At 69.4% G+C, this 22,513-nt stretch carries 23 protein-coding genes; 11 read left to right on the forward strand and 12 right to left on the reverse strand.

Annotated elements, in window-relative coordinates; genetic code table 11:
• The first annotated feature begins 158 nt into the window (after nucleotides 1-158).
• Genes FM111_RS05855 through nadC form a run of 3 tightly spaced genes read left to right on the forward strand, consistent with a single transcriptional unit; the run spans nucleotide 159 to nucleotide 3,450 of the window.
• A complete protein-coding gene (locus FM111_RS05855; RefSeq protein ID WP_087139918.1) occupies nucleotides 159-1,001 on the forward strand; it encodes a metalloprotease in 843 nt (280 codons plus the stop codon).
• Between the two features lie 4 nt (nucleotides 1,002-1,005).
• Nucleotides 1,006-2,574 (forward strand): L-aspartate oxidase, encoded by a 1,569-nt coding sequence (locus FM111_RS05860; RefSeq protein WP_087139920.1) that lies wholly within the window; start codon nucleotides 1,006-1,008, stop codon nucleotides 2,572-2,574.
• Nucleotides 2,575-3,450: a carboxylating nicotinate-nucleotide diphosphorylase gene (gene nadC / locus FM111_RS05865; protein WP_087139921.1), complete on the forward strand. Its 876-nt coding sequence runs from the start codon at nucleotides 2,575-2,577 to the stop codon at nucleotides 3,448-3,450.
• Between the two features lie 60 nt (nucleotides 3,451-3,510).
• Here the strand turns inward: nadC and FM111_RS05870 are convergent, their stop codons facing one another.
• Nucleotides 3,511-4,599: a cell wall hydrolase gene (locus FM111_RS05870; RefSeq protein WP_087139923.1), complete on the reverse strand. Its 1,089-nt coding sequence runs from the start codon at nucleotides 4,597-4,599 to the stop codon at nucleotides 3,511-3,513.
• A gap of 456 nt (nucleotides 4,600-5,055) precedes the next feature.
• On the opposite strand from FM111_RS05870, the gene FM111_RS05875 reads away from it, so the two are divergent.
• The 4 genes from FM111_RS05875 (at nucleotide 5,056) to FM111_RS05890 (ending at nucleotide 7,820) form a co-directional block, all read left to right on the forward strand.
• Entirely contained in the window at nucleotides 5,056-5,253 is a 198-nt protein-coding gene (locus FM111_RS05875; RefSeq protein WP_087139924.1) for a hypothetical protein, read from the forward strand.
• 238 nt (nucleotides 5,254-5,491) lie between these two features.
• A complete protein-coding gene (locus FM111_RS05880) occupies nucleotides 5,492-5,854 on the forward strand; it encodes a DUF6481 family protein (RefSeq protein ID WP_087139926.1) in 363 nt (120 codons plus the stop codon).
• Nucleotides 5,855-6,022: 168 nt separating this feature from the next.
• Nucleotides 6,023-6,499 (forward strand): Dps family protein, encoded by a 477-nt coding sequence (locus FM111_RS05885; protein WP_087139955.1) that lies wholly within the window; start codon nucleotides 6,023-6,025, stop codon nucleotides 6,497-6,499.
• A 73-nt stretch (nucleotides 6,500-6,572) separates the two neighbouring features.
• Nucleotides 6,573-7,820, forward strand: coding sequence for a cell wall hydrolase (locus tag FM111_RS05890; RefSeq protein WP_256968112.1), 1,248 nt, complete (start codon nucleotides 6,573-6,575; stop codon nucleotides 7,818-7,820).
• A gap of 11 nt (nucleotides 7,821-7,831) precedes the next feature.
• On the opposite strand, the gene FM111_RS05895 is transcribed toward FM111_RS05890, so the two are convergent.
• Together FM111_RS05895 and FM111_RS05900 are read right to left on the reverse strand one after the other, a co-directional pair.
• On the reverse strand, nucleotides 7,832-8,083 hold the full coding sequence (locus tag FM111_RS05895; protein WP_087139927.1) for a helix-turn-helix domain-containing protein: 252 nt from the start codon (nucleotides 8,081-8,083) through the stop codon (nucleotides 7,832-7,834).
• Complete coding sequence (locus tag FM111_RS05900; RefSeq protein ID WP_087139928.1) at nucleotides 8,083-8,685, reverse strand: DUF2975 domain-containing protein; 603 nt, start codon at nucleotides 8,683-8,685, stop codon at nucleotides 8,083-8,085. The genes FM111_RS05895 and FM111_RS05900 overlap by 1 nt, the downstream gene beginning before the upstream one ends.
• 81 nt (nucleotides 8,686-8,766) lie before the next feature.
• Between FM111_RS05900 and FM111_RS05905 the strand changes: the two genes are divergently transcribed.
• On the forward strand, nucleotides 8,767-9,723 hold the full coding sequence (locus FM111_RS05905) for an MBL fold metallo-hydrolase (protein ID WP_256968113.1): 957 nt from the start codon (nucleotides 8,767-8,769) through the stop codon (nucleotides 9,721-9,723).
• A 17-nt stretch (nucleotides 9,724-9,740) separates the two neighbouring features.
• On the opposite strand, the gene trxB is transcribed toward FM111_RS05905, so the two are convergent.
• Complete coding sequence (trxB, locus tag FM111_RS05910; RefSeq protein ID WP_087139929.1) at nucleotides 9,741-10,760, reverse strand: thioredoxin-disulfide reductase; 1,020 nt, start codon at nucleotides 10,758-10,760, stop codon at nucleotides 9,741-9,743.
• Between the two features lie 79 nt (nucleotides 10,761-10,839).
• On the opposite strand from trxB, the gene FM111_RS05915 reads away from it, so the two are divergent.
• Complete coding sequence (locus FM111_RS05915) at nucleotides 10,840-12,345, forward strand: TIGR00341 family protein (RefSeq protein ID WP_179205032.1); 1,506 nt, start codon at nucleotides 10,840-10,842, stop codon at nucleotides 12,343-12,345.
• A gap of 27 nt (nucleotides 12,346-12,372) precedes the next feature.
• Complete coding sequence (locus FM111_RS05920) at nucleotides 12,373-12,639, forward strand: hypothetical protein (RefSeq protein WP_087139931.1); 267 nt, start codon at nucleotides 12,373-12,375, stop codon at nucleotides 12,637-12,639.
• Here the strand turns inward: FM111_RS05920 and FM111_RS05925 are convergent.
• The 8 genes from FM111_RS05925 to FM111_RS05960 form a co-directional block, all read right to left on the reverse strand.
• Nucleotides 12,636-13,664, reverse strand: coding sequence for a mitochondrial fission ELM1 family protein (locus FM111_RS05925; RefSeq protein WP_087139932.1), 1,029 nt, complete (start codon nucleotides 13,662-13,664; stop codon nucleotides 12,636-12,638). The two genes, FM111_RS05920 and FM111_RS05925, sit on opposite strands and share 4 nt — an antisense overlap.
• Nucleotides 13,655-14,128 carry a transcription elongation factor GreA gene (gene greA, locus FM111_RS05930; protein WP_087139933.1) on the reverse strand — a complete coding sequence of 158 codons (474 nt, stop codon included), beginning with the start codon at nucleotides 14,126-14,128 and terminating at the stop codon, nucleotides 13,655-13,657. The genes FM111_RS05925 and greA overlap by 10 nt, the downstream gene beginning before the upstream one ends.
• A 178-nt stretch (nucleotides 14,129-14,306) precedes the next feature.
• The gene (locus FM111_RS05935; RefSeq protein ID WP_087139934.1) at nucleotides 14,307-14,519 is read right to left on the reverse strand and encodes a hypothetical protein; all 213 of its coding nucleotides are present in this window, start codon (nucleotides 14,517-14,519) and stop codon (nucleotides 14,307-14,309) included.
• A 54-nt stretch (nucleotides 14,520-14,573) separates the two neighbouring features.
• Entirely contained in the window at nucleotides 14,574-14,789 is a 216-nt protein-coding gene (locus FM111_RS05940; protein ID WP_087139935.1) for a cysteine protease, read from the reverse strand.
• 73 nt (nucleotides 14,790-14,862) lie between these two features.
• A complete protein-coding gene (locus FM111_RS05945) occupies nucleotides 14,863-16,191 on the reverse strand; it encodes an amidohydrolase (protein WP_087139936.1) in 1,329 nt (442 codons plus the stop codon).
• 397 nt (nucleotides 16,192-16,588) lie between these two features.
• Nucleotides 16,589-19,888 carry a carbamoyl-phosphate synthase large subunit gene (gene carB / locus FM111_RS05950; RefSeq protein ID WP_087139937.1) on the reverse strand — a complete coding sequence of 1,100 codons (3,300 nt, stop codon included), beginning with the start codon at nucleotides 19,886-19,888 and terminating at the stop codon, nucleotides 16,589-16,591.
• Between the two features lie 11 nt (nucleotides 19,889-19,899).
• The gene (locus tag FM111_RS05955) at nucleotides 19,900-20,220 is read right to left on the reverse strand and encodes a ribonuclease E inhibitor RraB (RefSeq protein WP_087139938.1); all 321 of its coding nucleotides are present in this window, start codon (nucleotides 20,218-20,220) and stop codon (nucleotides 19,900-19,902) included.
• A gap of 145 nt (nucleotides 20,221-20,365) precedes the next feature.
• Entirely contained in the window at nucleotides 20,366-21,067 is a 702-nt protein-coding gene (locus FM111_RS05960; RefSeq protein ID WP_087139939.1) for an HAD family hydrolase, read from the reverse strand.
• Between the two features lie 119 nt (nucleotides 21,068-21,186).
• Here FM111_RS05960 and FM111_RS05965 point away from each other — a divergent pair, with 119 nt between their 5' ends.
• A complete protein-coding gene (locus FM111_RS05965; RefSeq protein ID WP_087139959.1) occupies nucleotides 21,187-22,494 on the forward strand; it encodes an amino acid permease in 1,308 nt (435 codons plus the stop codon).
• The last annotated feature ends 19 nt before the right edge of the window (nucleotides 22,495-22,513 follow it).

The raw sequence follows: 22,513 nt of genomic DNA on the forward strand, positions 1-22,513 counted from the left end.
GCAGGCGCTGCTGTCCTTCTCCCCTTGGGGGAGAAGGTGGGGCGCGCAGCGCCTCGGATGAGGGGGCTGTCGGATACGGGCGAAACGGCGAGGGTGTGGCTGGCGTCCCCCTCATCCGTCCGGCTCCGCCGTCCACCTTCTCCCCCGAGGGGAGAAGGATGAGCGTCGAGGGGCCTTGGGGATCTCGCGACGGGTCGGCGCCTGAGCCTGCGCGTGAGGCGCCCCGCTACAGTGCGCGCCATGAAGCGCCGCAGGAGGACAAGGGGCAGCACCCGGTCTGGGCGGTGGCGTCGACCCTGCTGATGGCGGGGTTCCTGTGGTTTCTGACCGGCAGCTGGGTCGTGGCGGGGGCGGTGTTGTTCGGCCTGTTCGTGCATGAATACGGTCACGTGCTGGCGATGAACCGGGTCGGCATGGGTCCGGCGCGCATCTACATCATCCCCTTCCTGGGCGGGCTGGCGAAGGGCCAGCGCGAGCCGAAGAGCGAATGGCACGGGGTGCTGGTGTCGCTGGCGGGGCCCGCGTTCGGGCTGTTGGCCATGATCCCCTTTGTGGCCGTGGGCCTGGCGATGCAGTCGCAGGAATGGCTGATGGGGGCCTTCTTCATCGCCATGATCAATCTGCTGAACCTGTTGCCCGCGCCGCCGCTGGACGGGTCCAAGGCGCTGGGGCCGGTGCTGACGCGGGTGCATCCGCGGCTGGAGCAGGTCGTGCTGCTGCTCATCGGCGGTCTGGCCGTGTGGTGGGGCGTGTCGACGGGGCGGTTCATCCTGGCGGTCTTTCTGGGGCTGGCGGTGTTCGGCCACCTGAAGCGCGGCGTCTGGCGCGCGGCGTGGGGACAGTTGAGCTGGCCCGAGGCGGGACGCAGCCTGGCCCTGTATCTGCTGACGGCCGCGGTCTGCGCGGCGGCGGCGATCGGCGCCCTGCTGCCGTTGACGGGCGGGGCGGTCGAGCCGGCGTTCGAGATGGGCCTACGCTTCTTCGGCGTGGGAGGCCGTTAGGCGAATGGCGCGCATCCGGCATGAGGGGCCTCTGATCATCGGCGGCGGGCTGGCGGGCCTGTCGGCGGCGCTGGAGGCGGCCGGGGCGCTCGGCGCGGAGGGCAAGGTGCTGGTGGTGACGCCTGAGCCGCTGTTGAGCGCCTGTTCCTCAGCGTGGGCGCAGGGCGGGATGGCGGCGGCCCTGTCGCCGCAGGACAGCGCGGCCCTGCACGCCAAGGACACCGAAGGCGCGGGCGCCGGTCTGGTCGAGGCTGAGGCGGCGCGCGCCCTGACCGAGCGGGGTCGCGAGACGGTCGAGTGGCTGGCGGCGCTGGGCGCGCCCTTCGACCGCGACGACGACGGCGGCTTCTCGGTCAGTCTGGAGGCGGCGCACAGCCTGCCGCGCGTGGCGCGGGTGGGCGGCGACGGTGCGGGCCGGGCCATTCTGTCGGCCGTGGTCGCCGCCGCGCGGGCGACGAAGGCCATTGAGATCTGGGAAGACGGGCGGCTGCGCGGCCTGATCCGCGACGTCGACGGCCGGGTGCGCGGCGCGGTGATCGAGCGGCGCGGCGGTCGTCTGGACGAGGTGTTCGCGCCCGCCGTGGTGCTGGCGACCGGGGGGATCGGCGGCCTGTTTGAGGCGACGACCAATCCGTCGGCTCTGCGCGGCGAGGGGCTGGCGCTGGCGTATCAGGCCGGGGCTGAGATTCTGGACCCCGAGTTCGTGCAATTTCACCCGACAGCCATCGACGTGGGGCTGGACCCGGCGCCGCTGGCGACCGAGGCCCTGCGCGGCGAGGGGGCGCGGCTGGTCGATGGAAACGGCGTCTTCCTGCTGGGCGACCATCCTGACGCCGATCTGGCGCCGCGGGACATCGTGGCGCGGGCGGTGCACGCGGCGCGTATCGAGGGGCGCGGGGCCTTCCTCGATGCGACCAAGGCAGTGGGCGAGGCCTTTCCGCATGAGTTTCCGGCTGTCTTCGCCGCCTGCATGAGGGCGGGTCTGGACCCGCGCGTGAGCCCCATCCCCGTGGCGGCGGCGGCCCACTATCACATGGGCGGGATCATTGCGGACGATGAGGGGCGCACGACCGTCCCCGGCCTGTTCGCCATCGGCGAATGCGCGGCGACGGGGGTGCATGGGGCCAACCGGCTGGCGTCCAACTCCCTGCTGGAGGCGGGCGCCTTCGGGCGGCGCGCCGGGCAGGCGGCGGCGGACGAGGTCCAGCCTGAGCGGCGGCCGCTGGCGGCGGTGCAGGCGATGACGGATTTGCCGCCCGAGGCGCTGGCCGCCTTGCGCGCCGCCATGACGCGCCATGCGGGCGTGGTGCGGGACGAGGCGGGGCTGACGGCGCTGCTGGCCCTGATCGACGATCTGGCGAAGGCGCATCCGACGGCGGCGTGCCTGACGGCGGCGCGGCTGGTCGCGGAGGGCGCGCTGAACCGACGCGAGAGCCGGGGCGGCCACTATCGCCGCGACTTCCCCGACAGCCTGCACAAGGCGGAGCACACGCGGATGCGCCGGACGGTTGAACCTGCACGCGACGAAGAGGCCGAGGCGGCGATGCTCGCCGCCCTGGCGGCCGTGATCTGAATGACGAAGGACGTATCCGTGACCCGAACCCTGCCGGACCTGCTGATCGAGCCCGTGGTGCGCATGGCGCTGGCCGAGGATCTGGGGCGCACGGGCGATGTGACGGCGCAGGCCTGCATTCCTGAGGACGCCCGCTTCAGCGCCGTCTTCTCGGCGCGTCAGGCCGGGGTGATGGCGGGCGGGGCGGTGGTGCGGATCGCCGTCCATGCGCTTGACCCTCAGGCGAGGGTGACGATCCAAGTCGCCGACGGCGAGGCGTTCGAGGCTGAAACCGTGCTGGTGGCGGTCGAGGCGAACGCCCGCGCCCTGCTGGCGGCGGAACGGACGGCGTTGAACCTTTTGGGCCGGATGTGCGGGATCGCGACCCTGACGCGGACCTATGTGCAGGCGGTCGAGGGGACGAAGGCGCGCATCGCCGACACCCGCAAGACCACGCCGGGGCTACGGGCGCTGGAGAAGCACGCAGTCGCCTGCGGCGGCGGGCTGAACCATCGCTTCGGTCTGGATGACGCCATCCTGATCAAGGACAACCACGTCGCCGTCTGCGGCGGCGCGGGCGAGGCGGTGCGCCGCGCCAAGGCCTTCGCCCCGCATCTGATGAAGGTCGAGGTCGAGGTCGACGGGCTGGATCAGCTGGACGAGGTTCTGCCCGAGCGGCCGGACGTCATCATGCTGGACAACTTCAGCCTGGACGACATGGCCGAGGCGGTGCGGCGCGTGCGCAACAGCACCTTCGGGCCGGTGGTGCTGGAGGCGTCGGGCGGTGTGAACCTGAGCACGCTTGCCGGCATCGCCGCGACCGGCGTCGACGTGATCTCCGTGGGCGCCCTGACCCATTCGGTCGCCCAGCTGGACATCGGACTGGACGCGCGCTGAGCCTGACGCCGACCGCCGCCGTCCTTGGGCTGGTCCCGAGCGTGACGGTCTGTCGGACGATCAGGCTTCGGCGTTGACCGTGGCGGTCGCGGCGGCAGGCTTGGCCGAAGCCGGCGTTGCGGCGACCGCTGCGGGCGTCGTCGCGGCGCGGGGCGCGGCCGGGCGCTCCTCCGTCTTGCCGCCGGACGTCAGGGCCTCGCGCGCCAGGACGGCGGTGTAGGCCACGGCGCCCGAGGCGCTGCGGGCGGTCTCGACCGGATCGAGGCTGGCCTGGATCAGGCGCGGGGCCTGCTCGGCCGGACCCGACGGGCGCGGGTTGTAGGCGAAGGCCTGGTTGGCGCCCGAGCGGCCGCCGAAGCGGTAGAACAGGTGGTCGCCGACCTGGTTCACACGCACCAGGCTGTTGCGCCATGACGGCGAGACGGCGGTGGTGTGGAAGTGGGTGGCGTTGCCGACGGCGGCGAACACCTGGCCCGACAGGGCCTTGGTCGCCACTTCGCGGGCGCGGTTCCAGGCGCTGCGGTTGACGGCGCCGCGCATGGCGCCGTTGCACGTGAAGCTGAACTGGCAGCCCGTGCTGCGGTTGGCGCCCTGATAGACGACGCTGCAGACGGTGTTGGGGAAGGCGGGGTGGCGGGCGCGGTTCAGCACCACCTGGGCCACGGCCTTCATGCCGTCGCGGCCTTCGCCGCGCGCTTCATAATAGACGGCCTGCGTCAGGCAATCGAGGTCGCGCGATTGATCCAGAGCGCCGTCGAGGCGGAAAGGACGGGCGGCGGAGACCTTGGTCGCGCCGTTCCCCTGCAGGCTGGCGCGACGCAGGCCGTCCTGACCCTGAAGCTGCTCAAGGCGGGCGGTCAACAGTTCGGACTGGCGATCGCGCTGGGCCGATCCGGCGACGGAATAGGGGTCGTGGCGGTGGGCGATGGTCAGGGCGCTGGCGTCCAGGCCGCCGGCCGCTTCGGCCAGGGCTTCCTGGGTATAGCCGCCGGCGCCGGCGCCTTGCAGGCGCTCCGCCTGGGCGCGCACGGTCGAGGCCTGGGCGGCCAGGCCGCCCAGATAAGCCCCTCCGACTGCGAGGCCGACGACGCCGCCGAACGCCGCCGCTGCCGTCGTGGGGCGCAGGCGGAATGAGCGGGCGGCGTGCATCAGCGCACGCGTCTGCGAGGAGAGAAACAAAGGCGTAGTCCTGTACAACAGGGCGAGGATGCCGCCCCCGTAGATCCCGAACCCCGGCGACAAGGACGCGTCGCGCTTAAGCGGGTCGGGCGAACGCCGACTGAACGCCGGCCCTCGAAGGCGGGCCTTTATCCACCCGATCATGGCCTCAATGTGACTGATTCGCTAGAATTGTAATTTTCGCAGCATAGATGAAATGACTTTCAGTCGTTGTTTCTCGTGTTTTTAATCGTGACGAAATTGCGCCTTAGAGTTTCTTGCGAAGACTGTATTTGTATGTTGTGCGAAGATTGAGAGTGGAGCGGAGTGTGGGTGAATAAGCTATTGGGTGGGGTGCGACATCTTGGATGTCAGAGTCGCGCCATAGATGGGAACCTGCTTGCGACTCTCGCGTTGCAAGCTGTGCTATTTCAAGGAGTTGACCCCATGACCCGCATCGCTTCCCGCCTGGCCGTCCTGGCGCTGACCGGCGCTGGAGCCCTGGCCCTGTCGGCCTGCGGCCACAGCATTGAACAGAAGGCGGCCACCGGCGCGGTCGCCGGGGCCGTGGTGGCCGGTCCGGTCGGCGCGGCGGTCGGCGGCGCCGCCGGTGCGGCGGTCGGCCACGCCCAGAAGCCGCACTGATCCATCGGCATGGATGCGGCCGCGTCGAGCGGCCGCATTCTGCGTTCTGGCGGCCCCATTGCCGCTAAATCCCATGAAAACGGGCCGTAGAGCTTGATTTCGGCGCGAAATTCGGCTTTGGCCTCGCGCCGGGTCGAGTGCGCCGAGATGCGCCTTCCGACCTGATCTGCGGCCGTCGCTTCGGCGATCGGTCTTTTTCGCCGTCTCCATTCCCTATCAAGGACACCCGCCTCTCAGCATGCGCGACCTCAAGAACACCGGCTTCAACGACCGCCTGTCCGCCCAGAAAGACGCCAAACAAGCCCTGCTGGCCCGGTTCAAGCCGAAGCCGACGGTTCAGGATCCCGAGTTCGAGAAACTGGCCGAAAAGCGCGCCGCCGAGAAGGAGGCGATCCGCCAGCAGCACGAACTGGCCAAGGCCGAGGTGCGCCGCGAGAAGGCCGAGCAGGACGCGATCCGTCTGGCCGCCGAAATGGCCGCTCAGGACGAAGTCGACGCCGCCAAGCGCGCCGCTCGCAAGGAGCGCAAGCAACTGACCAAGGAAGAGCAGAAAGCGGCCCGCGACGCGCGTTACGCCGCCCGCAAGGCGCGCCAGCGCTAAGCAAGCGTCATGCGCCCCTTCCCGGTCGGGGAGGGGCAACGCTCATGCGGCTGTAGCGTTACAGGGACGAAGATTCCTGCAGCGGCTCGCCGCCCGCCCCTTGGATCGCGGGCGCGACGACCTAACTGCAAGGCTGATCTTCACTCAGCATTGCCAATGGGAGCCGTCATGAACGCCATCGACACCGGTCTTAAGCCCAAGGAACGCGCCGACGTCGCGCGCGAACTGTCCAAGGCTCTGGCCGACAGCTACGCCCTCTATCTGAAGACGCACGGCTATCACTGGAACGTGCGCGGCCCGGAGTTCTTCAGCCTGCACAACCTGCTGGAAGAGCAGTACCGCGAAATCTGGGCCGCGCTGGACGATATCGCAGAGCGTATCCGCGCCCTGGGCGAACTGGCCCCGCAGAGCGGCTCGGCCTTCGCCAACCTGACCTCGATCAAGGACGGCGATCCCGAGAAGGATTCGTCGGAGATGCTCAAGGAGCTGATCAAGGACCACGGCGTGGTCATCGCCACCGCCCGCGCCGCCCTGGGCGCCGCCGACGAGGTCGGGGACGAGGCCTCGGTCGACCTGATGACGCAACGCCTGGCCGCCCACGAAAAGGCCGCCTGGATGCTGCGCTCCAGCCTGGGCGACCGTTAAGGCGAAGGGGATGGCCGTTCCTGCCTCACGGAACGGTAATCTTCGCGTCTGAAAAGCGCCGGATTGGGCGGTCATGCAGATCGCTGATTTCCGGCGCCGTCAGACGCCGCTATACGGACATCGCATGAACCTCGGCCGCCTCACGCCGCTGAAGACGACAGGACGCCGGGCCATGGCTGCGGCGCCCGCCGCCATGGCTGTCACCGTGGCGGTCATGGGCGTGGCCATGTCGGCCAGTTCGACTCCTCGCCCCGACATCGACCGCACCGCCGAGGCGGTGGCGCGCGCCACTGGCGGGGATTTGGGCCCGGATGGTCTGGCGGCGGTGACGGCGCGAATGGATGCGGGACAGCTGGCGATCGCCCGGCGGCACGATCCGGTGCTGGGCCTGCCTGAGCTTTACGGCCTGACCCCCGGATGGGAGAGCCTGACCCTGGGCGGCAAGCCCAGCCTGGATCAGGGCGCGGTGGGCGTCGCCGCCCAGCAGCTGAACGCCGCCATGCCCAACGCCTACGGCGCGCTTCAGCCCGCGCGGCCCTTCGTCTTCCGTCCGGCGGACGAGGCGTCGCGCAAGCGCGCCCTGCGCTGCCTGACCCAGGCGGTCTATTACGAGGCGGCGCTGGAGCCGACCGAAGGCCAGGAGGGCGTAGCCCAGGTCGTGCTGAACCGGGTGCGCGATTCCAACTATCCCGCCAGCGTCTGCGGCGTCGTCTATCAGGGCGCTGAGCGGACCACGGGCTGCCAGTTCAGCTTCACCTGCGACGGCTCGCTGGCGCGCGGGCCGGTGCGCTGGGCCTGGGACCGAGCCGAACGGGTCGCGGCGCGCGCCCTGAACGGCTATGTGTCCGAGCGCGTTGGCACGGCCACCCACTACCACGCCGACTACGTCCATCCCTGGTGGTCGCCCAGCCTGGCCAAGATCACCCAGGTCGGGGCGCACATCTTCTATCGCTGGAAGGGCGCGGCCGGAGAGACGGCCGCCTTCGTCACCGCCTATTCCGGCCGCGAGCCGTCGATCGACGAGGCCCGCTTCGCCCAGTCGCGCGTCCTGCTGGCCACGGCCGCCGACAGCGTGGAAGCGGCCCTGGACGGCGCCAAATCGGGCGAACTGCGCACGGTCGAGATCGACGGTCAGACCCGCGTCGTCGGCATCGCCAGCCTGGGCGGCCGTCGTCAGGCCGGCAAGGACGAGATCGCCGCCATCAACGAACGGCTCAAGGCTTTCGAGACCGGCGCCGTCGCCAACGTGACCGTGACCGCGCCGCCGCCTGCGGGCGTTACGCCGATGGCCGTCGAAGAGGTCGGCAAGCCGCAGGGGTGAAGGGCGGGCGATCAGCCCGTGCCGGTCTTGCGAACCGCGTCGTCGTCCGTTTCTGAGGCGTCGGGCGCGTATTCCAGAATGTCGGCCGGGCTGCAGTCCAGATAGCGGCAGATGGCGTCCAGGGTGGCGAAGCGCAGGCCGCGCACCTTGCCCGACTTCAACAGCGACAGGTTGGTCTCCGAGATTCCGATGGCGCGCGCCAGCACGTTCGAGCGCACCTTGCGCCGCGCCATCATCACGTCCAGCCGCACGATGATGGGCATCAGACGAACCGCGAGGCGTCGTCGTGCACCTCGGCGCCCCAGGCCATGACCCGCGCCACCACGAACAGGATCAATCCCAGCGCCAGGGCCTTGGCGCTGTCGATCCTCAGCCAGCCCTCGTCGTCGAAACCCGCCAGCGTCACCAGGACATGGCCGAGCGTCGGAGCCACGGCGTAGGCCATCAGCCACAGGGCGATGCCGCCCATGCAGCGGGCGTTCTCCTGGGTCAGGACGACGCCTGAGCCATAGAGGCGGAACAGTCGTCGCAGCCCCCACAGCACCGCCAGGGCGGGGACCATCATCACGCTGGCCGACAGAGCCAGGGCGATCTTCTGAACCCAGGGCAGGGCGCCGACGGTGGTCCAGCCGGGCGGCACGGACGGGACCGTCGCCTCGATATAGATCTGCATCCCGCCGGGGCGGACCTGAAGCCGGGTTCCGACATAGGTCAGCACGGCCACGACGGCGATCGCCAACAGGGCGGCGCCCAGCGCGAACAGCACCGTGAACAGCCACTCCAGCGGGCGGCTGAGCCGCCGGATGCGGACGAAGGCGTCAGGCTCCAGCGGAACTGGTGGGGGCAGGGCGACGACGACCGCCATGGGATAACGCTGCTCCAATTCGATTGACGGCTATATTTTTATGTATTTCGATATGAATAACAACTCAACCAAGGATACGACATGTCGCATCAAGGCCAAGGGCGCGGGGCGCCCATGATCGCAGGTCTGGCTCTGGCGGCCCTGCTGGCCGGTTGCGCCACCCCGGCCAGCCGCCACCCGTTGACGCTCGCAGACCTGGGTGCGGCGTCGCGCACCTCGGCGCTGGAGGCGAGCCTGGCGCGGCCCGGCGTCGTGACCTTCGAGCGCGTTCGTTTCGCCCAGTGGACGGCGGGACGAGGGGTCTTCATCGACCGCAAGGATCCACGTACGGCGGCCGTTCCCAAGGGCGATGAGGAGGCGACGATCTACGCCTATGTCGTCGATCATCCCCGTTTCGGCCGGGTGATGATCGACAGCGGGGTGTCGGCTGAACTGGGGGATCGACTGAACGGCCTGATGCGCCGGGCGGTGTCCGATCTTGATGTCCGCATCGCGCGCACCACGGCCCAGTGGCTGGACGGCCAGACGCCGCCGCGCGCCGTCTTCCTGACCCATCTGCATTTCGACCACGTGGGCGGGCTGGTCGACCTGCCGGTCACGACGCCGGTCTATGTGGGCGCAGGCGAGGCTCAGGAACGCAGTCGCGTGAACCTGGTGCTGGGCCGCCCGGCGGACGCCGCCCTGCGCGGCTACGGCCCCTTGCGCGAGTGGCGATTCCAGCCGGACCCCGACGGCCGGTTCGCCGGGGTGCTGGACGTTTTCGGCGACGGTTCGATCTGGGCCATCAGCACGCCGGGGCATTCGGCGGGATCGACCGCCTATCTGGTCAATGCGGTGGACGGGCCGAAGCTGGTGGTCGGCGATGCGGTCAGCACCCGCCTGGGTTGGGAGCAGCAGATGCCGCAGCCGGTCGCAGCCGCCGCCCGCGCCGACGCTGAAGCGTCCGCCGAGCGGTTACGCAGCTTCGCGGCCGCGCATCCGACCGTGACGGTCTTCCTGGGCCACCAGTCCCGAACAGGGCAGGCGGAGGCGCGCTGAGGCGCCTCCCGCTTTTCTCACCAGGCGCCGATCTTCTCGGCTTCCTTGTGGCTGATGGGGTTCTGGGCGGTCTTGTGGTCTTCTTCGGCGAGGAAGCGGGCGGCTTCCAGCGCGGCCATGCAGCCCATGCCCGCCGCCGTGACGGCCTGGCGGTAGACGTCGTCGGTGACGTCGCCGGCGGCCCAGACGCCCTCGATGGCGGTCGCGGCCGTGCCTGGCTTGACCCGCAGATAGCCGCCGGAGTTGGTCTCCAACTGGCCCTTGAACAGTTCGGACGAGGGAGCGTGGCCGATGGCGATGAAGACGCCGTCGGCGGGGATTTCGCTGATCTCGCCGGTCTTGACGTTCTTCAGGCGCACGCCGGTGACGTTGCGGGCCACGCCGTCGACGACGCCGACGACTTCCTCGACGGCCACGTCCCAGACGACCTTGATCTTGGGATGGGCGAACAGGCGGTCCTGCAGGATCTTCTCGGCGCGGAACTCATCGCGGCGGTGAACGACGGTGACGGTCTCGGCGAAGTTGGTCAGGAACAGGGCTTCCTCGACGGCGGTGTTGCCGCCGCCGACCACCACGACCTGCTTGCCGCGATAGAAGAAGCCGTCGCAGGTGGCGCAAGCCGAGACGCCGAAGCCTTGATACTCAGCCTCTGAGTCCAGGCCCAGCCACTTGGCCTGGGCGCCGGTGGAGATGATGACGGTCTCGGCCAGGATTTCAGCGCCCGAGTCCAGCGTCAGGCGGAAGGGGCGCTGGGACAGGTCGGCCTGGGTGACGATGTCGTGGATGACCTCTGTGCCGACATGTTCGGCCTGGGCCTGCATCTGCTGCATCAGCCAGGGACCCTGGATGGTCTCGGCGAAGCCAGGATAGTTCTCGACGTCCGTGGTGATGGTCAGCTGGCCGCCGGGCTGCAGGCCGGCGATGATCACGGGGTTCAGCGAGGCGCGGGCGGCGTAGATGGCGGCGGTCCAGCCGGCGGGGCCGGAACCGATGATGGCGACACGGACAGTACGGGCTGGGACTTTGGCTTGGGTCATGGCTCCTATTTAGGCGCTGATTCCCGATTTCGCGACGCCTGTCGTTCCGTCACGCTTCATGGAGCGATATGAAACGGGGATGACCGCCGAAACGCCTGCCGCCGCCCAGACCCGAAACCTGCTGCGCCGCCTGCTGGTCAGCGCTCGACGCGGCGTGGATCACGCCGAGGCCGCACAGGCCGTCTATGAGAATGGCGGGCTCAGCGGCCGCTATCTGATGATGACGGTGATCTCTGCGGCCATCGCGGCCCTGGGTCTGATGCTGTCGTCGCCGGCGGTGGTGATCGGGGCCATGCTGGTGTCGCCGATGATGGGGCCGATCGTGGCCCTGGGCTTTTCCCTGGCCCTGCTGGACTGGAACGAGCTGAAGCAGTCGCTGACGGCGCTGGGCGTCGGGGTGGGGCTGGCCCTGTTCGTGGCGATCCTGCTGACTCTGCTGTCGCCGCTGAAGGAGCCGACGGCCGAGATCCTGGCCCGCACCCGGCCCAACTTCTTCGACCTGCTGATCGCGGTCTTTTCCGGCGTCGCGGGCGCCTATGCGGTGATCCGCCAGCGCGGCGAGACCATCATCGGCGTGGCCATCGCCACCGCCCTGATGCCGCCGGTCGCGACGGTGGGCTTCGGCCTGGGGACCGGCGACCTGAATATCGCGGCGGGCGCCTTCTTCCTGTTCATGACCAACCTGGTGGCGATCGCCCTGGCGGCGACGGTGACGGCGGGCTTCTACGGCTTCCGGCCGCGCCTGCTGGAGCGGCCCAAGCCGTGGCGCGGGGTGGCGGTCATGGTGGTCTTTGTCCTGCTGGCCGTGCCGCTGGCCCTGTCGCTGCGCAGCATCGCGCTGGAGAGCCGGGCCACGGCCGAGACCCGTGTCGCGGTCGAGGACATCTTCGCCGGCGCCGAGTCGCGCATCACCCTGCTGGACGCCCGCAGCGAGGGGCGCGGCGTGACCGTCTCGACCCTGGTCAGCACGCGCAAGCTGGTGGCCGACGCCCAGGCGCGCCTGCAGGAGCGGCTGACGGCGGCGCTGCATGTGCCGGTATCGGCGACGCTGGACCAGATCGTCGTGGCCGATCCTCAGGCGGCGGCCCGCGCCGTCCAGACCAGCCAGACGGCGGCTCCCGATCCGGCGGCGGCCCTGCGCAACCGCCTGGCCGAGGCCGTGCCCTTCGCCACCGACGCGGTGATGACGGACGCCGAGGGGCGACGGGCTATCGTCTTGTTGCGGCCCGACGCCGGGCTGGACCTGGACAGCGCCTATGCGCTGGAAGCGGCCCTGCGGGCGCGGTTCGACGGGGTGGACGTCTGGGTGACGCCGCCGGTGCAGGAGCCGAAGGCGGTCGATCTGGGCGACGCCGAGGCGCGCGTCCGCATGGTCTGGGCGCTGGCGCGCTGGCGGGCCGCGCCGGCGGTGAGCCTGTGCCGACCGGCGCCGGGCGCTCCGGCGACCGAGGGGCGCGAGGCCCAGCCGGACGCCGGACAGGTCTTCTTGTCTGAACTGGTGGCGGCGGGGGTGTCGATCCGTTCCGAGAGCGGGCCGGCCTGTCAGCGCGGCGATCAGAATCTGGCCCGGCTGTCACTGGGTTAGGTCGGGATTTCAACGATTGGAGACGAGATGAAACAGGTGAACAATGCGGTCTGGATGCCGGTCGGCATCGGCGCGGGCATCGCGATCGGCGCCGGGATCGGCGCGGTGACCGACAATCTGGCGATGTGGCTGGCGCTGGGCGTGGCCATCGGTTCGGGTCTGGGCGTGGCCCTGATGGGGCTGAGCGGCGTCAAGCGAGCGGACAAGAAGACTGAAGAGGCTGCGCCGCTGACGGACAGCGTTCCCTGCGTGAACAGCCACCACAGCGACGCGTCTGACGGCGGCGGCGATTAGGCTCGACGCATCGCCGCCAGCACGGCGCGGGCGGCGCGTTCGGTCTCGTTCAGCGGCTCATAGGTCCAGGGCGCCAGCGTCCCGTCGAAGGGGCGGGCGGCGCCGCGGGCCTGAAGGTCGGCGTGCAGGCGGGCGAACTTGCCCGGCGCCTTCTTCGACACCATCGGCAGGATGTGCACGGGCGTGCCGGTCGAGGCGGCCTCGGCGGCCATGTTGGCGCTGTCCTCGGTGACGAGGATGTGGTCGGCGCCGTCCAGCATGGCGAACAGGGGGTTGTCGCCCTCGCCGTCCCAGATCCAGCCGGGCAGGGCCGACAGGCGCTCGGTCATCGCCGCCTTGGCCGCCTCGGGCGTGCGGCGCGAATAGGTCAGCAGCAGGGAGCCGTCCGCAGCCGATACGGCCTCGGCGATCCGCTGGGCCAGGTCGGCGGCGTGGGCGGGCGGCAGGTTGAAGGCGGCGGACGCGCCGCCGACCATCACCGCCACGCGCGGATGGGGCAGGGGGGCGATGCGGGCGGCGAAGGCGGGCGCGGCCTCGGCCAGTTTTTCACGGGTGATGCGGTGCGGGCTGCCGGTGATCGACAGGACGTTGGGGCCGCTGAGGCCGTCATGGGCGGGGGCGACGATCAGGTCATAGCGGTCGTTGCGCCAGCGCGGGTCCTGGGTCTGGACCACGAAGGTCTTGCCGCCGCTCCAGTCGCGCACGCGCGCCGACAGGGGCAGGCTGGCGCGGCCGGTGGCGATCCACAGGTCGGGCCATTCGGCGATGCTGCGCGGATCGAACGACCCCGGCGCCAGCATGGCGGGGGTCTTCAGCGCCGAAGGCCAGCGGTCGAAGACGGGACGCCAGCGGACCGTCTTTACGGCGATCTCGGCGGGGGTCAGGCGGGCGACGGCCTCGGCCAGGCCCAGGGCCTGGTTCTGGATGCCGGTGCGGCCGTCGGACATGACCCAGATGGAAAGAGGGCGCGCGGCTGTGCCGCGCGCCCTGCCTTCAGTCTCGATGTCGGCGGAGCTTACTTCCACTCGACCTTGAGGATCTCATAGGCCTTCACGCCGCCGGGCGTGTTGACCTCGACCACGTCGCCGACCTCTTTCGAGATCAGGGCGCGGGCGATCGGCGAGGCGATGGAGATCTTGCCCAGCTTCACGTCGGCTTCGTGTTCGCCGACGATCTGATAGACGCCCTCTTCCTCGGTGTCCTCGTCCACGAAGGTGACGGTGGCGCCGAACTTGACCTGGTTGCCCGACAGCTTGGACACGTCGATCACCTGGGCGCGCGACAGCTTGTCCTCGATCTCGGCGATCGAGCCTTCGATCCAGCCCTGGCGTTCCTTGGCTGCGTGGTATTCGGCGTTTTCAGACAGATCGCCATGTTCGCGGGCTTCCGCGATGGCGGCGATCACGCTGGGTCGTTCCACCGATTTCAATTGCTTGAGTTGATCGTCGAGGGAGCGATATCCCTCGGCCGTCATCGGCACTTTTTCCATTGTGTCGTGAGTTTCTTGCTACGCCCGAAGACAGGTGAGAGACGTTCCGGTACCGCTGCGGCCACGGGGGCGTTGCGTGACCGGCCAAGGAAGGTAGGGCGCCCGACGCCCAAACTCAAGATGGCGAAACGGCGCCATCTCGCGCGACGCAAGCGCGCAGCCGTGTTTCAGCGCTTTCTTACGGCCCGGAGGGCGGCGCGGGCGGGGACGACGGCCCGCGATCCTTGCTGAATGCACGCCGCAGGGCGGTCCAGGCGATGAAGCCCAGGGCGGCGACGGCCAGAAGCATGAAGACGCCCGATACCACCGCGACGCCCGCGGCGATGAAGGCGATGACGAGACAGACGGCCGCGAACAGGGCGGCGATGACCTGAAGAACGGACAGACGCATGAAGGTGTTAACGCCGACGGCGGGTCGGGGTTTCGTCGCCCGGATACAGCGCGGTCAGCGGCGCCGTCCGCTCCAGCGCTGACGGCGGTGCGGCGCGGCTGAAGCCGTCCGGGCGCGCTGTGCGCCCTGGATCGGCGCGCGGCGGCTCTTCCACAACCGCCAGGCCAGGGTCGCCAGGGCGATCTTGCCTGCATGGCGGGCGGCCAGGCTGCGTCCTCGGCGCGACAGCAGCAGGCCGCCCAGCAAGGTGGAAAGGCGAGACAGGGGCATGGACGGCGTCTCCTCTGGAAGCGGAACCTGCTTGAGGAACGGTCGGGACGCCGCCGGGTTCAGCGCCCCTTGCCTAGCGTTTGGGCATCAGGGCCTCGGCGGCCAGGACCGAGCCTTCGACGCCCAGGGTGACGGCGGGTTCGGGCGTGATGCGGAACAGGGGCGAATGGTGGCCGGGGGCGTCGTCCACCTGTGCGGGCGGGGTGCCGCCGACGCTGAAATAGACGCCCTTCACGCCACTCTCGGGGGTGACGAAATAGGCGAAGTCCTCGGCGCCCATGCCGCCGCGCGGCTTGTCGATCAGGATGTCGTCGCCCAGGCCCGCCGTCAGGGCGGCGCGCACGCGGGCGGCGGTCTCGGCGTCGTTGATGGTCGGCGGGGTGTTTTCCAGCTTGGAGCGCACCACGGTCGGCAGCTTGTCGTCGGGCACGCCCAGGGCCAGGGCCGTGTTGCGGGCGATGCGGTCGATGCCGTCCAACAGCTGGGCGCGCACCTCGGGGCTGTCGGCGCGGACGGTCAGCTGCAGGTCCACGCGGTCGGAGATGATGTTGTGCTTGATGCCGCCGCGAATGGCGCCGACCGTGACTACGGCGCCGTCCAGCGGATTGGTCTCGCGACTGCGCAGGGACTGTAGCGCCACCACGATGTGCGAGGCGACCAGGATGGGATCGACCCCCAGGTGCGGCGAGGCGCCGTGGGTGCCGACGCCATGGACGGCGATGTCCACGCTGTCCGAGCTGGAGGAGGTGATGCCCAGCGGCGCCTCGATCCTGCCGGTCGGGGTGTCGGCCGAGACGTGGAAGGCCAGGGCGTAGTCAGGTTTCGGGAAGCGGGAATAGAGGCCGTCCTCGACCATGGCGCGGGCGCCGAAGATGCGCTCCTCGGCCGGCTGGGCGATCAGGACGAGGGTGCCGGACCAGTTGGCCTTGCGCGCCTGCATCTGGCGCGCCGTGCCGACCAGGGCGGTGATATGCACATCGTGACCGCAGGCGTGCATGACGGGCTTCTCCACCCCGTCGCTGTCGACCTGACGGGCGGTGGAGGCGTTGGTGAGGCCCGACTTCTCCTCGACCGGCAAGCCGTCCATGTCGGCGCGGATCATGACCGTGGGGCCGGGGCCGTTGCGCAGGACGGCGACCACGCCCGTGCCGCCGACGCCGGTGGTCACGTCATAGCCGAGCGCGCGCAGCTCCTGCGCCATGCGGGCCGAGGTCTGGACCTCAAGGCCCGACAGTTCGGGGTTACGGTGGAAGTGGTCGAACAGGGCGCCGAGGTTGGCGTCGTAGTCCGCCTTGACCGCAGCCTTGAGCGCGGCGGCGTCGCCTGTGGTCTGGGCGATGGCGGGCGCGGAACCGGCCGCCAGCACGGCGGCCAGGATAGCGGTGAGCGTGGTCTTCTTCATGATGGCGTCCCCTCCAATGTCACGCACGACCTTAGCCGCTGGAGGGAAGGGGGCAACCGGGGAAGGCGAGCCTCTTCTTGCCGTCATCCTCGGGCTTGACCCGAGGATCCAGGGTGGCGGCGGCGAGCGGCCCGATGCGGCTCCGCTATCGCTCAATCCGGCGCTGTCGCGCAGGCAGACGGCTGGATCCTCGGGTCAAGCCCGAGGATGACGGCGGGGGTGAGGGGGCGGGAAAGGAAAAAGAGAGAGAAAGAGGGAAGCGGGGAAGAGAAAGGCGGCAGCGCGCGAGGCGGCCCCTCCACCGCTTCGCGGTCCCCCTCCCCATGGAATGGGGAGGATATGAAAAAGCCCCCGGCGAGCGGTCGCCGGGGGCCTTTCTTCAGGTCTGGGCCTGATCTCAGTTGTAGCTCTGGATCGGGCGGACATCCATTTCGCCGTGGCGGACGGCGGCGATGGCTTGCGCGGCGGCCAGGGAGCCGGACGCTGTGGTGTAGTAGGGGATCTTCATCATCAGCGCCGTGCGGCGGATCGAGAAGCTGTCGGCCAGGGCCTGCTTGCCGTCCGTGGTGTTGAAGACCAGCTGGACCTCGCCGTTCTTCATGGCGTCGACGATGTTCGGACGGCCTTCCAGCACCTTCTTGACCAGGCCGACGTCGAGGCCCTGTTCGGTCAGGTAGCTGTGGGTGCCGCCGGTGGCGATGACGGCGAAGCCTTGCGCCAGCAGGGTCTTCACCGCCTCGACGATGAAGGGCTTGTCGGCGTCGCGCACCGAGACGAAAGCCGTGCCTTCGGTCGGCAGGATGGTGCCGCCGCCGGTCTGGGACTTGGCGAAGGCGCGGGCGAAGGCGGGGGCCAGATCGGCCTCGCCCTCACGCTTCCAGTCCAGGCCCATGACCTCGCCGGTCGAGCGCATTTCCGGGCCCAGGATGGTGTCGACACCGGCGAAGCGGGCGAAGGGGAAGACCGCTTCCTTGACCGCGATGTGGTCCAGGTCGCGATCGACCAGACCGAAGGAGGCCAGCGGAACCCCGGCCATGACCTTGGCGGCGATGGCGGCGACCGGCTGGCCGATGGTCTTGGCGACGAAGGGCGCCGTGCGGCTGGCGCGCGGGTTCACTTCCAGCACGAAGATGCGCGGGTTGTCGCTGTGCGGCTCTTCGATTGCGAACTGCACGTTCATCAGGCCGCGCACCTTCAGGGCCTTGGCCATGGCGGTGGTCTGGCGCTTCAGCTCGGCCACGGTTTCGGGGCGCAGGGAGAAGGGCGGCATGGAGCAGGCGCTGTCGCCCGAGTGGACGCCGGCTTCCTCGATGTGCTCCAGCACGCCGGCGACGAAGACGGTCTCGTCGTCGCACAGGGCGTCGACGTCCACTTCGGTGGCGCGGTTCAGATAGTGGTCGATCAGGACGGGATCGTCGCCCGAGACGCGCATGGCTTCATGGACGTAGCGGTCCAGCTGCTCGCGGTCGTGGACGATCATCATGCCGCGGCCGCCCAGGACGTAGGACGGACGCAGCACGACCGGATAGCCGACTTCCTCGGCCTTCTGGGCGGCTTCTTCGGCCGAGCGGGCCAGACCGTTCGGCGGCTGGATCAGGCCGATCTCGTTCAGCATCTGCTGGAAGCGCTCGCGGTCCTCGGCCAGGTCGATGCTGTCGACGCTGGTGCCCAGGATCGGCACGCCGTCTTCCTGAAGCGCATGGGCCAGCTTCAGCGGGGTCTGGCCGCCGAACTGGACGACCACGCCGATCAGTTCGCCCTTGGAGCGCTCGACGTCGATCAGCTCCAGCACGTCTTCGGCCGTCAGCGGCTCGAAATACAGGCGGTCGGAGGTGTCGTAGTCGGTCGAGACCGTCTCGGGGTTGCAGTTGACCATGATGCTTTCGACGCCGATGTCGTCGAAGGCGAAGGCCGCGTGGCAGCAGCAGTAGTCGAACTCGATGCCCTGGCCGATGCGGTTCGGACCGCCGCCCAGGATGACGGCCTTCTTCTTGTCCGACGGCGCGGCCTCACAAGCCGGGACCTGGCCCAGGGCGCCGGTCTCATAGGTCGAATACATATAGGCGGTGGCCGAGGCGAACTCGGCGGCGCAGGTGTCGATGCGCTTGAACACCGGGCGCACGTCCAGCGCGCGGCGGGCCTTGCGGACCTCGCCCTCGGTCTTGCCGGTCAGGGCGCCCAGACGGGCGTCGGAGAAGCCCTTGGCCTTCAGCTTGCGGAAGTCGGTCGCGTTGGCGGGCAGGCCCTGAACGCGGACGTGGCCCTCGGTGCGGATCAGGTCGGCGATCTGGCGCAGGAACCACGGTTCATACGAACAGGCGGCCTGCACTTCCTCGACCGTCAGGCCGTGACGGAAGGCCTGGGCGATGACGCGGATGCGGTCCGGCGTCGGCAGGCCCAGGGCGCGGATGACGGCGGCCTTGATCGCGGCGTCGTCTTCGGCGCCGGTCACGCCGTCGATCTCGATGTCGTCGAAGCCGTTCAGGCCCGTTTCCAGACCGCGCAGGGCCTTCTGCATGGATTCCTGGAAGGTGCGGCCGATGGCCATGACCTCGCCGACCGACTTCATCGCCGTGGTCAGCGACGGCTCGGAGCCCGGATATTTCTCGAAGGCGAAGCGCGGGATCTTGGTGACCACGTAATCAATGGCCGGCTCGAAGCTGGCCGGGGTCACCATGGTGATGTCGTTCTTCAGCTCGTCCAGCGTGTAGCCGACGGCCAGCTTGGCGGCGATCTTGGCGATCGGGAAGCCGGTGGCCTTGGACGCCAGCGCCGAGGAGCGCGACACGCGCGGGTTCATCTCGATGACGACCAAACGGCCGTCCTTGGGGTTGACCGCGAACTGGACGTTCGAGCCGCCCGTCTCGACCCCGATCTCGCGCAGCACGGCGATCGAGGCCGCGCGCATCATTTGATATTCCTTGTCCGTCAGCGTCATGGCCGGGGCGACGGTGATGCTGTCGCCGGTGTGGACGCCCATCGGGTCGATGTTCTCGATCGAGCAGATGATGATGCAGTTGTCCGCATGATCGCGGACGACTTCCATCTCATATTCCTTCCAGCCCAGAACCGACTCTTCGATCAGCACCTCGGTGGTCGGCGACAGGTCGAGGCCGCGCTCCACGATCTCGTGGAATTCCTCGACGTTGTAGGCGATGCCGCCGCCGGTGCCGGCGAGCGTGAAGGACGGGCGGATGATGGCCGGCAGGCCGACGAAGGCCAGGGCCTCGTCGGCTTCTTCAATGTGGTGGATGGCGCGCGAGCGGGGCGATTCCAGACCCAGCTTGTCCATCGCATCGCGGAACTTCTGACGGTCCTCAGCCTTGTCGATGACCTCGGCCTTGGCGCCGATCATCTCGACGCCGTGACGGGCCAGGGCGCCCGAGGCGTTCAGAGCAAGCGCCGTGTTCAGCGCCGTCTGGCCGCCCATGGTGGGCAGCAGGGCGTCCGGCTTTTCCTTGGCGATGATCTTCTCGACCATCTCGGGCGTGATCGGCTCGATATAGGTGGCGTCGGCCACCTCCGGGTCGGTCATGATGGTGGCGGGGTTCGAGTTGACCAGGATGACCCGGTAGCCCTCGGCCTTCAGCGCCTTGCAGGCCTGAACGCCGGAATAGTCGAACTCGCACGCCTGGCCGATGACGATCGGGCCGGCGCCGATGATCAGGATGGACTGGATGTCTGTGCGCTTGGGCATCGGCGTTCGTCTCAGTTCGTCACGACCGCGCACTCCCAGCCGTCGTAGTCGAGCTGGAAGGCCGCGGCCCAGGTTTGCATCATGGCCGACACAGGCGCAAACGACGCCTCGTCGACCGGCATGGTGGTCTCCAGGACGGTCATGTCGCCCTGGCCCCGCGTCAGGAAGCCCGCACGGCGGGCCACCTCGCACAGGTCGCCGTGCGCCTCTTCCTCGCCGTAGAAGTAGAACAGCGTATGGCGCGGGGTGATCCCGCTGTCGCCCTGCTCAATGAGCGCGGCGCGCACCATGGCGTCCTTTTCTTCGTGGCTGGTCAGGGCGGCGGTCTCCACGCGCGCAGACGGACGGGCGCGAGCGTTGTCGCGGCCGATCCGTTCAGGTTGTCGGTTAAGCGGCCCGTTTAGAGAGGGAGGGGCCGGGGGGCAAGGGCCAGAATGGGGCGGGCGCGATTTCTTGGGGAGCCCGCCCCGCCGGCTCCTATTTATCGTCGATCGCGGCGATCCAGTCGGGCAGTTCGCCGATGCGGCTGAGGCTGACGTAGCGGGCGTTGCCCTCCGGCGCGTCGGCCAGTTCGTGGGCCCAGGTGATGTGGTAGGGGATGTGCGCCGCCCAGGCCCCGGCCTCGATGGCGGGCAGGACGTCGGACTTCATGGAATTGCCGGCCATCACCGCCTCGGCCGCGCCCGAGCCGTGGCGGGCGAAAACGCGGTCATAGGTCGAGCGGTCCTTCTCCGACACGATCTCGACGGCGGCGAACAGCTCGCCCAGGCCCGAGGCCGCCAGCTTTCGCTCCTGGTCCATCAGGTCGCCCTTGGTCACCAGAACCAGACGGTAGTTTTCGGCCAGTTCAGCCAGGGTTTCGTCGACGCCGGGCAGGGTCTCGACGGGGTGAACCAGCATCTCGCGCCCGGCGGCCAGGATCTCGCGCACGATGTGGGGCGGGGCCGAGCCGTCGCACAGCTCCATCGCCGTCTCCAGCATCGACAGGGTGAAGCCCTTCACGCCGTAGCCGTAGAGCCGCAGGTTGCGCCGCTCGACCTGGGCCAGGCGGTCCATCATCACCGGCTCTTCGGCATGGTCGGCCAGCAGTTCGGCGAACCGCTTCTGGCTGAGGCGGAAGATGGTCTCATTGTGCCAGAGGGTGTCGTCGGCATCGAGGCCGACCGTGGTGACGGGCATGGGCGAACTCCAGAACTTCGGCGGGGCTTTAGCACGCCTGCGCCGAGCGCTCATCCCGGTGAAGGCGCAGGGTGAATCTTGAGGGCGACGGCTGCGACATTTCGGTCTATGCGGCGAGCATGAGCCAAGTCGACATCCTGCCTGAACCCTCGCACCGCATCGGCTGGGGCCTGGCCGCCCTGGTGGTGGCGGGCAATATGATCGGATCGGGCGTCTATCTGCTGCCGGCGACGCTGGCGCCGACGGGCAGCTCGAGCATCATCGGCTGGATCGTCTGCGGCATCGGGGCGGTGACCCTGGCGCTGGTGTTCGGCGGTCTGGGGCGGATGCAGCCGGAGGCGGACGGTCTGTCGGACTTCGCCCGGCGCGGTCTGGGGCGGTTCCTGGGCTATCAGACGGGGCTGGCCTATTGGGCCGCCTGCCTGACCGGCAACGTGGCCGTGGCGGTGGCGGGGACGGGTTATCTGGCCTTCTTCTTTCCGGCGCTGAAGGAGCCGATGTGGGGGGCGCTCAGCAATCTGGCGCTGATCTGGCTGACCACGGCGGCCTATGCGGCCGGGTCGAAGACGGCGGCGCGGTTCGGGGCGATCACCCTGGTGCTGGGGCTGATTCCGATCGGCCTGGCCATCATCGCCGGCGTTATCGCCTTCAGCGGCGAGACCTTCGCCGCGTCGTGGAGCCCGGCGGGCGAGCCGCTGATGAAGACGGTTCCGGCGTCGCTGGCCGTCATCTTCTGGGCCTTCCTGGGCGTCGAGAGCGCGGCGGCCCTGTCCAGCCAGGTCAAGAACCCGGCGACCGACGTGGGTCGCGCCTCGCTGGGCGGGGTTCTGCTGGCGTTCGTCGTCTATGTGGCGGCCAGCGTGGCGGTGTTCGGCGTCATCCCGGCCGACGTCCTGGCCCACTCCACCAGCCCCTACGCCGATCTGGTGGCGCGGGTGATGGGGGCCTCGGTGGCCGGTCTGGTGGCGGCCTGCGCCGTCATCAAGGCGACCGGCACCATCGCGGGCTGGACCATGATGGGCGGCGAGACGGCGCGCGCCTCGGCCGAGGCGGGTTGGCTGCCGCGCTGGTTCGGCGGGGCGCAGAAGGGCAAGACGCCCCTGTCCAACCCCCTGATCAACGGCGTCATCATGAGCGTTCTGGTGATCGCCAGCACCCAGCCGAGGTTGGGAGAACAATTCAGCAAGCTGATCGGCGTGACCTCGGTGCTGACGCTGTGCCTGTACGCCCTGTGCTCGGTGACGCTGTGGAAGCTGACGACCAAGCCGGGCTGGCGCCTGCTGGCGGTCGGCGGGGCGGTGTTCTCGGCCTTCGCCGTCGCGGCGGCGGCGGGGGACTACATCTGGCCCAGCGTCGGATTCTTCGCCATGACCAGCCTGGCCTGGCTGTGGGTTCGCAAGCGACAGGGACGCTTCCAGGCGGCATAATCAGAGGCCGTGTTGACAC

The organism is Brevundimonas diminuta 3F5N (assembly GCF_900163625.1).
Lineage (GTDB): Bacteria > Pseudomonadota > Alphaproteobacteria > Caulobacterales > Caulobacteraceae > Brevundimonas > Brevundimonas diminuta_A.

Bases quoted from the DNA above. Each gene is read 5' to 3' on its own strand.
- FM111_RS05855 (WP_087139918.1), top strand. From the start codon at position 159: ATGAGCGTCGAGGGGCCTTGGGGATCTCGCGACGGGTCGGCGCCTGAG.
- FM111_RS05860 (WP_087139920.1), top strand. From the start codon at position 1,006: ATGGCGCGCATCCGGCATGAGGGGCCTCTGATCATCGGCGGCGGGCTG.
- nadC (WP_087139921.1), top strand. From the start codon at position 2,575: ATGACGAAGGACGTATCCGTGACCCGAACCCTGCCGGACCTGCTGATC.
- FM111_RS05870 (WP_087139923.1), bottom strand. From the start codon at position 4,599: ATGCACGCCGCCCGCTCATTCCGCCTGCGCCCCACGACGGCAGCGGCG.
- FM111_RS05875 (WP_087139924.1), top strand. From the start codon at position 5,056: ATGACCCGCATCGCTTCCCGCCTGGCCGTCCTGGCGCTGACCGGCGCT.
- FM111_RS05880 (WP_087139926.1), top strand. From the start codon at position 5,492: ATGCGCGACCTCAAGAACACCGGCTTCAACGACCGCCTGTCCGCCCAG.
- FM111_RS05885 (WP_087139955.1), top strand. From the start codon at position 6,023: ATGAACGCCATCGACACCGGTCTTAAGCCCAAGGAACGCGCCGACGTC.
- FM111_RS05890 (WP_256968112.1), top strand. From the start codon at position 6,573: ATGCAGATCGCTGATTTCCGGCGCCGTCAGACGCCGCTATACGGACAT.
- FM111_RS05895 (WP_087139927.1), bottom strand. From the start codon at position 8,083: ATGCCCATCATCGTGCGGCTGGACGTGATGATGGCGCGGCGCAAGGTG.
- FM111_RS05900 (WP_087139928.1), bottom strand. From the start codon at position 8,685: ATGGCGGTCGTCGTCGCCCTGCCCCCACCAGTTCCGCTGGAGCCTGAC.
- FM111_RS05905 (WP_256968113.1), top strand. From the start codon at position 8,767: ATGTCGCATCAAGGCCAAGGGCGCGGGGCGCCCATGATCGCAGGTCTG.
- trxB (WP_087139929.1), bottom strand. From the start codon at position 10,760: ATGACCCAAGCCAAAGTCCCAGCCCGTACTGTCCGTGTCGCCATCATC.
- FM111_RS05915 (WP_179205032.1), top strand. From the start codon at position 10,840: ATGACCGCCGAAACGCCTGCCGCCGCCCAGACCCGAAACCTGCTGCGC.
- FM111_RS05920 (WP_087139931.1), top strand. From the start codon at position 12,373: ATGAAACAGGTGAACAATGCGGTCTGGATGCCGGTCGGCATCGGCGCG.
- greA (WP_087139933.1), bottom strand. From the start codon at position 14,128: ATGGAAAAAGTGCCGATGACGGCCGAGGGATATCGCTCCCTCGACGAT.
- FM111_RS05935 (WP_087139934.1), bottom strand. From the start codon at position 14,519: ATGCGTCTGTCCGTTCTTCAGGTCATCGCCGCCCTGTTCGCGGCCGTC.
- FM111_RS05940 (WP_087139935.1), bottom strand. From the start codon at position 14,789: ATGCCCCTGTCTCGCCTTTCCACCTTGCTGGGCGGCCTGCTGCTGTCG.
- FM111_RS05945 (WP_087139936.1), bottom strand. From the start codon at position 16,191: ATGAAGAAGACCACGCTCACCGCTATCCTGGCCGCCGTGCTGGCGGCC.
- carB (WP_087139937.1), bottom strand. From the start codon at position 19,888: ATGCCCAAGCGCACAGACATCCAGTCCATCCTGATCATCGGCGCCGGC.
- FM111_RS05960 (WP_087139939.1), bottom strand. From the start codon at position 21,067: ATGCCCGTCACCACGGTCGGCCTCGATGCCGACGACACCCTCTGGCAC.
- FM111_RS05965 (WP_087139959.1), top strand. From the start codon at position 21,187: ATGAGCCAAGTCGACATCCTGCCTGAACCCTCGCACCGCATCGGCTGG.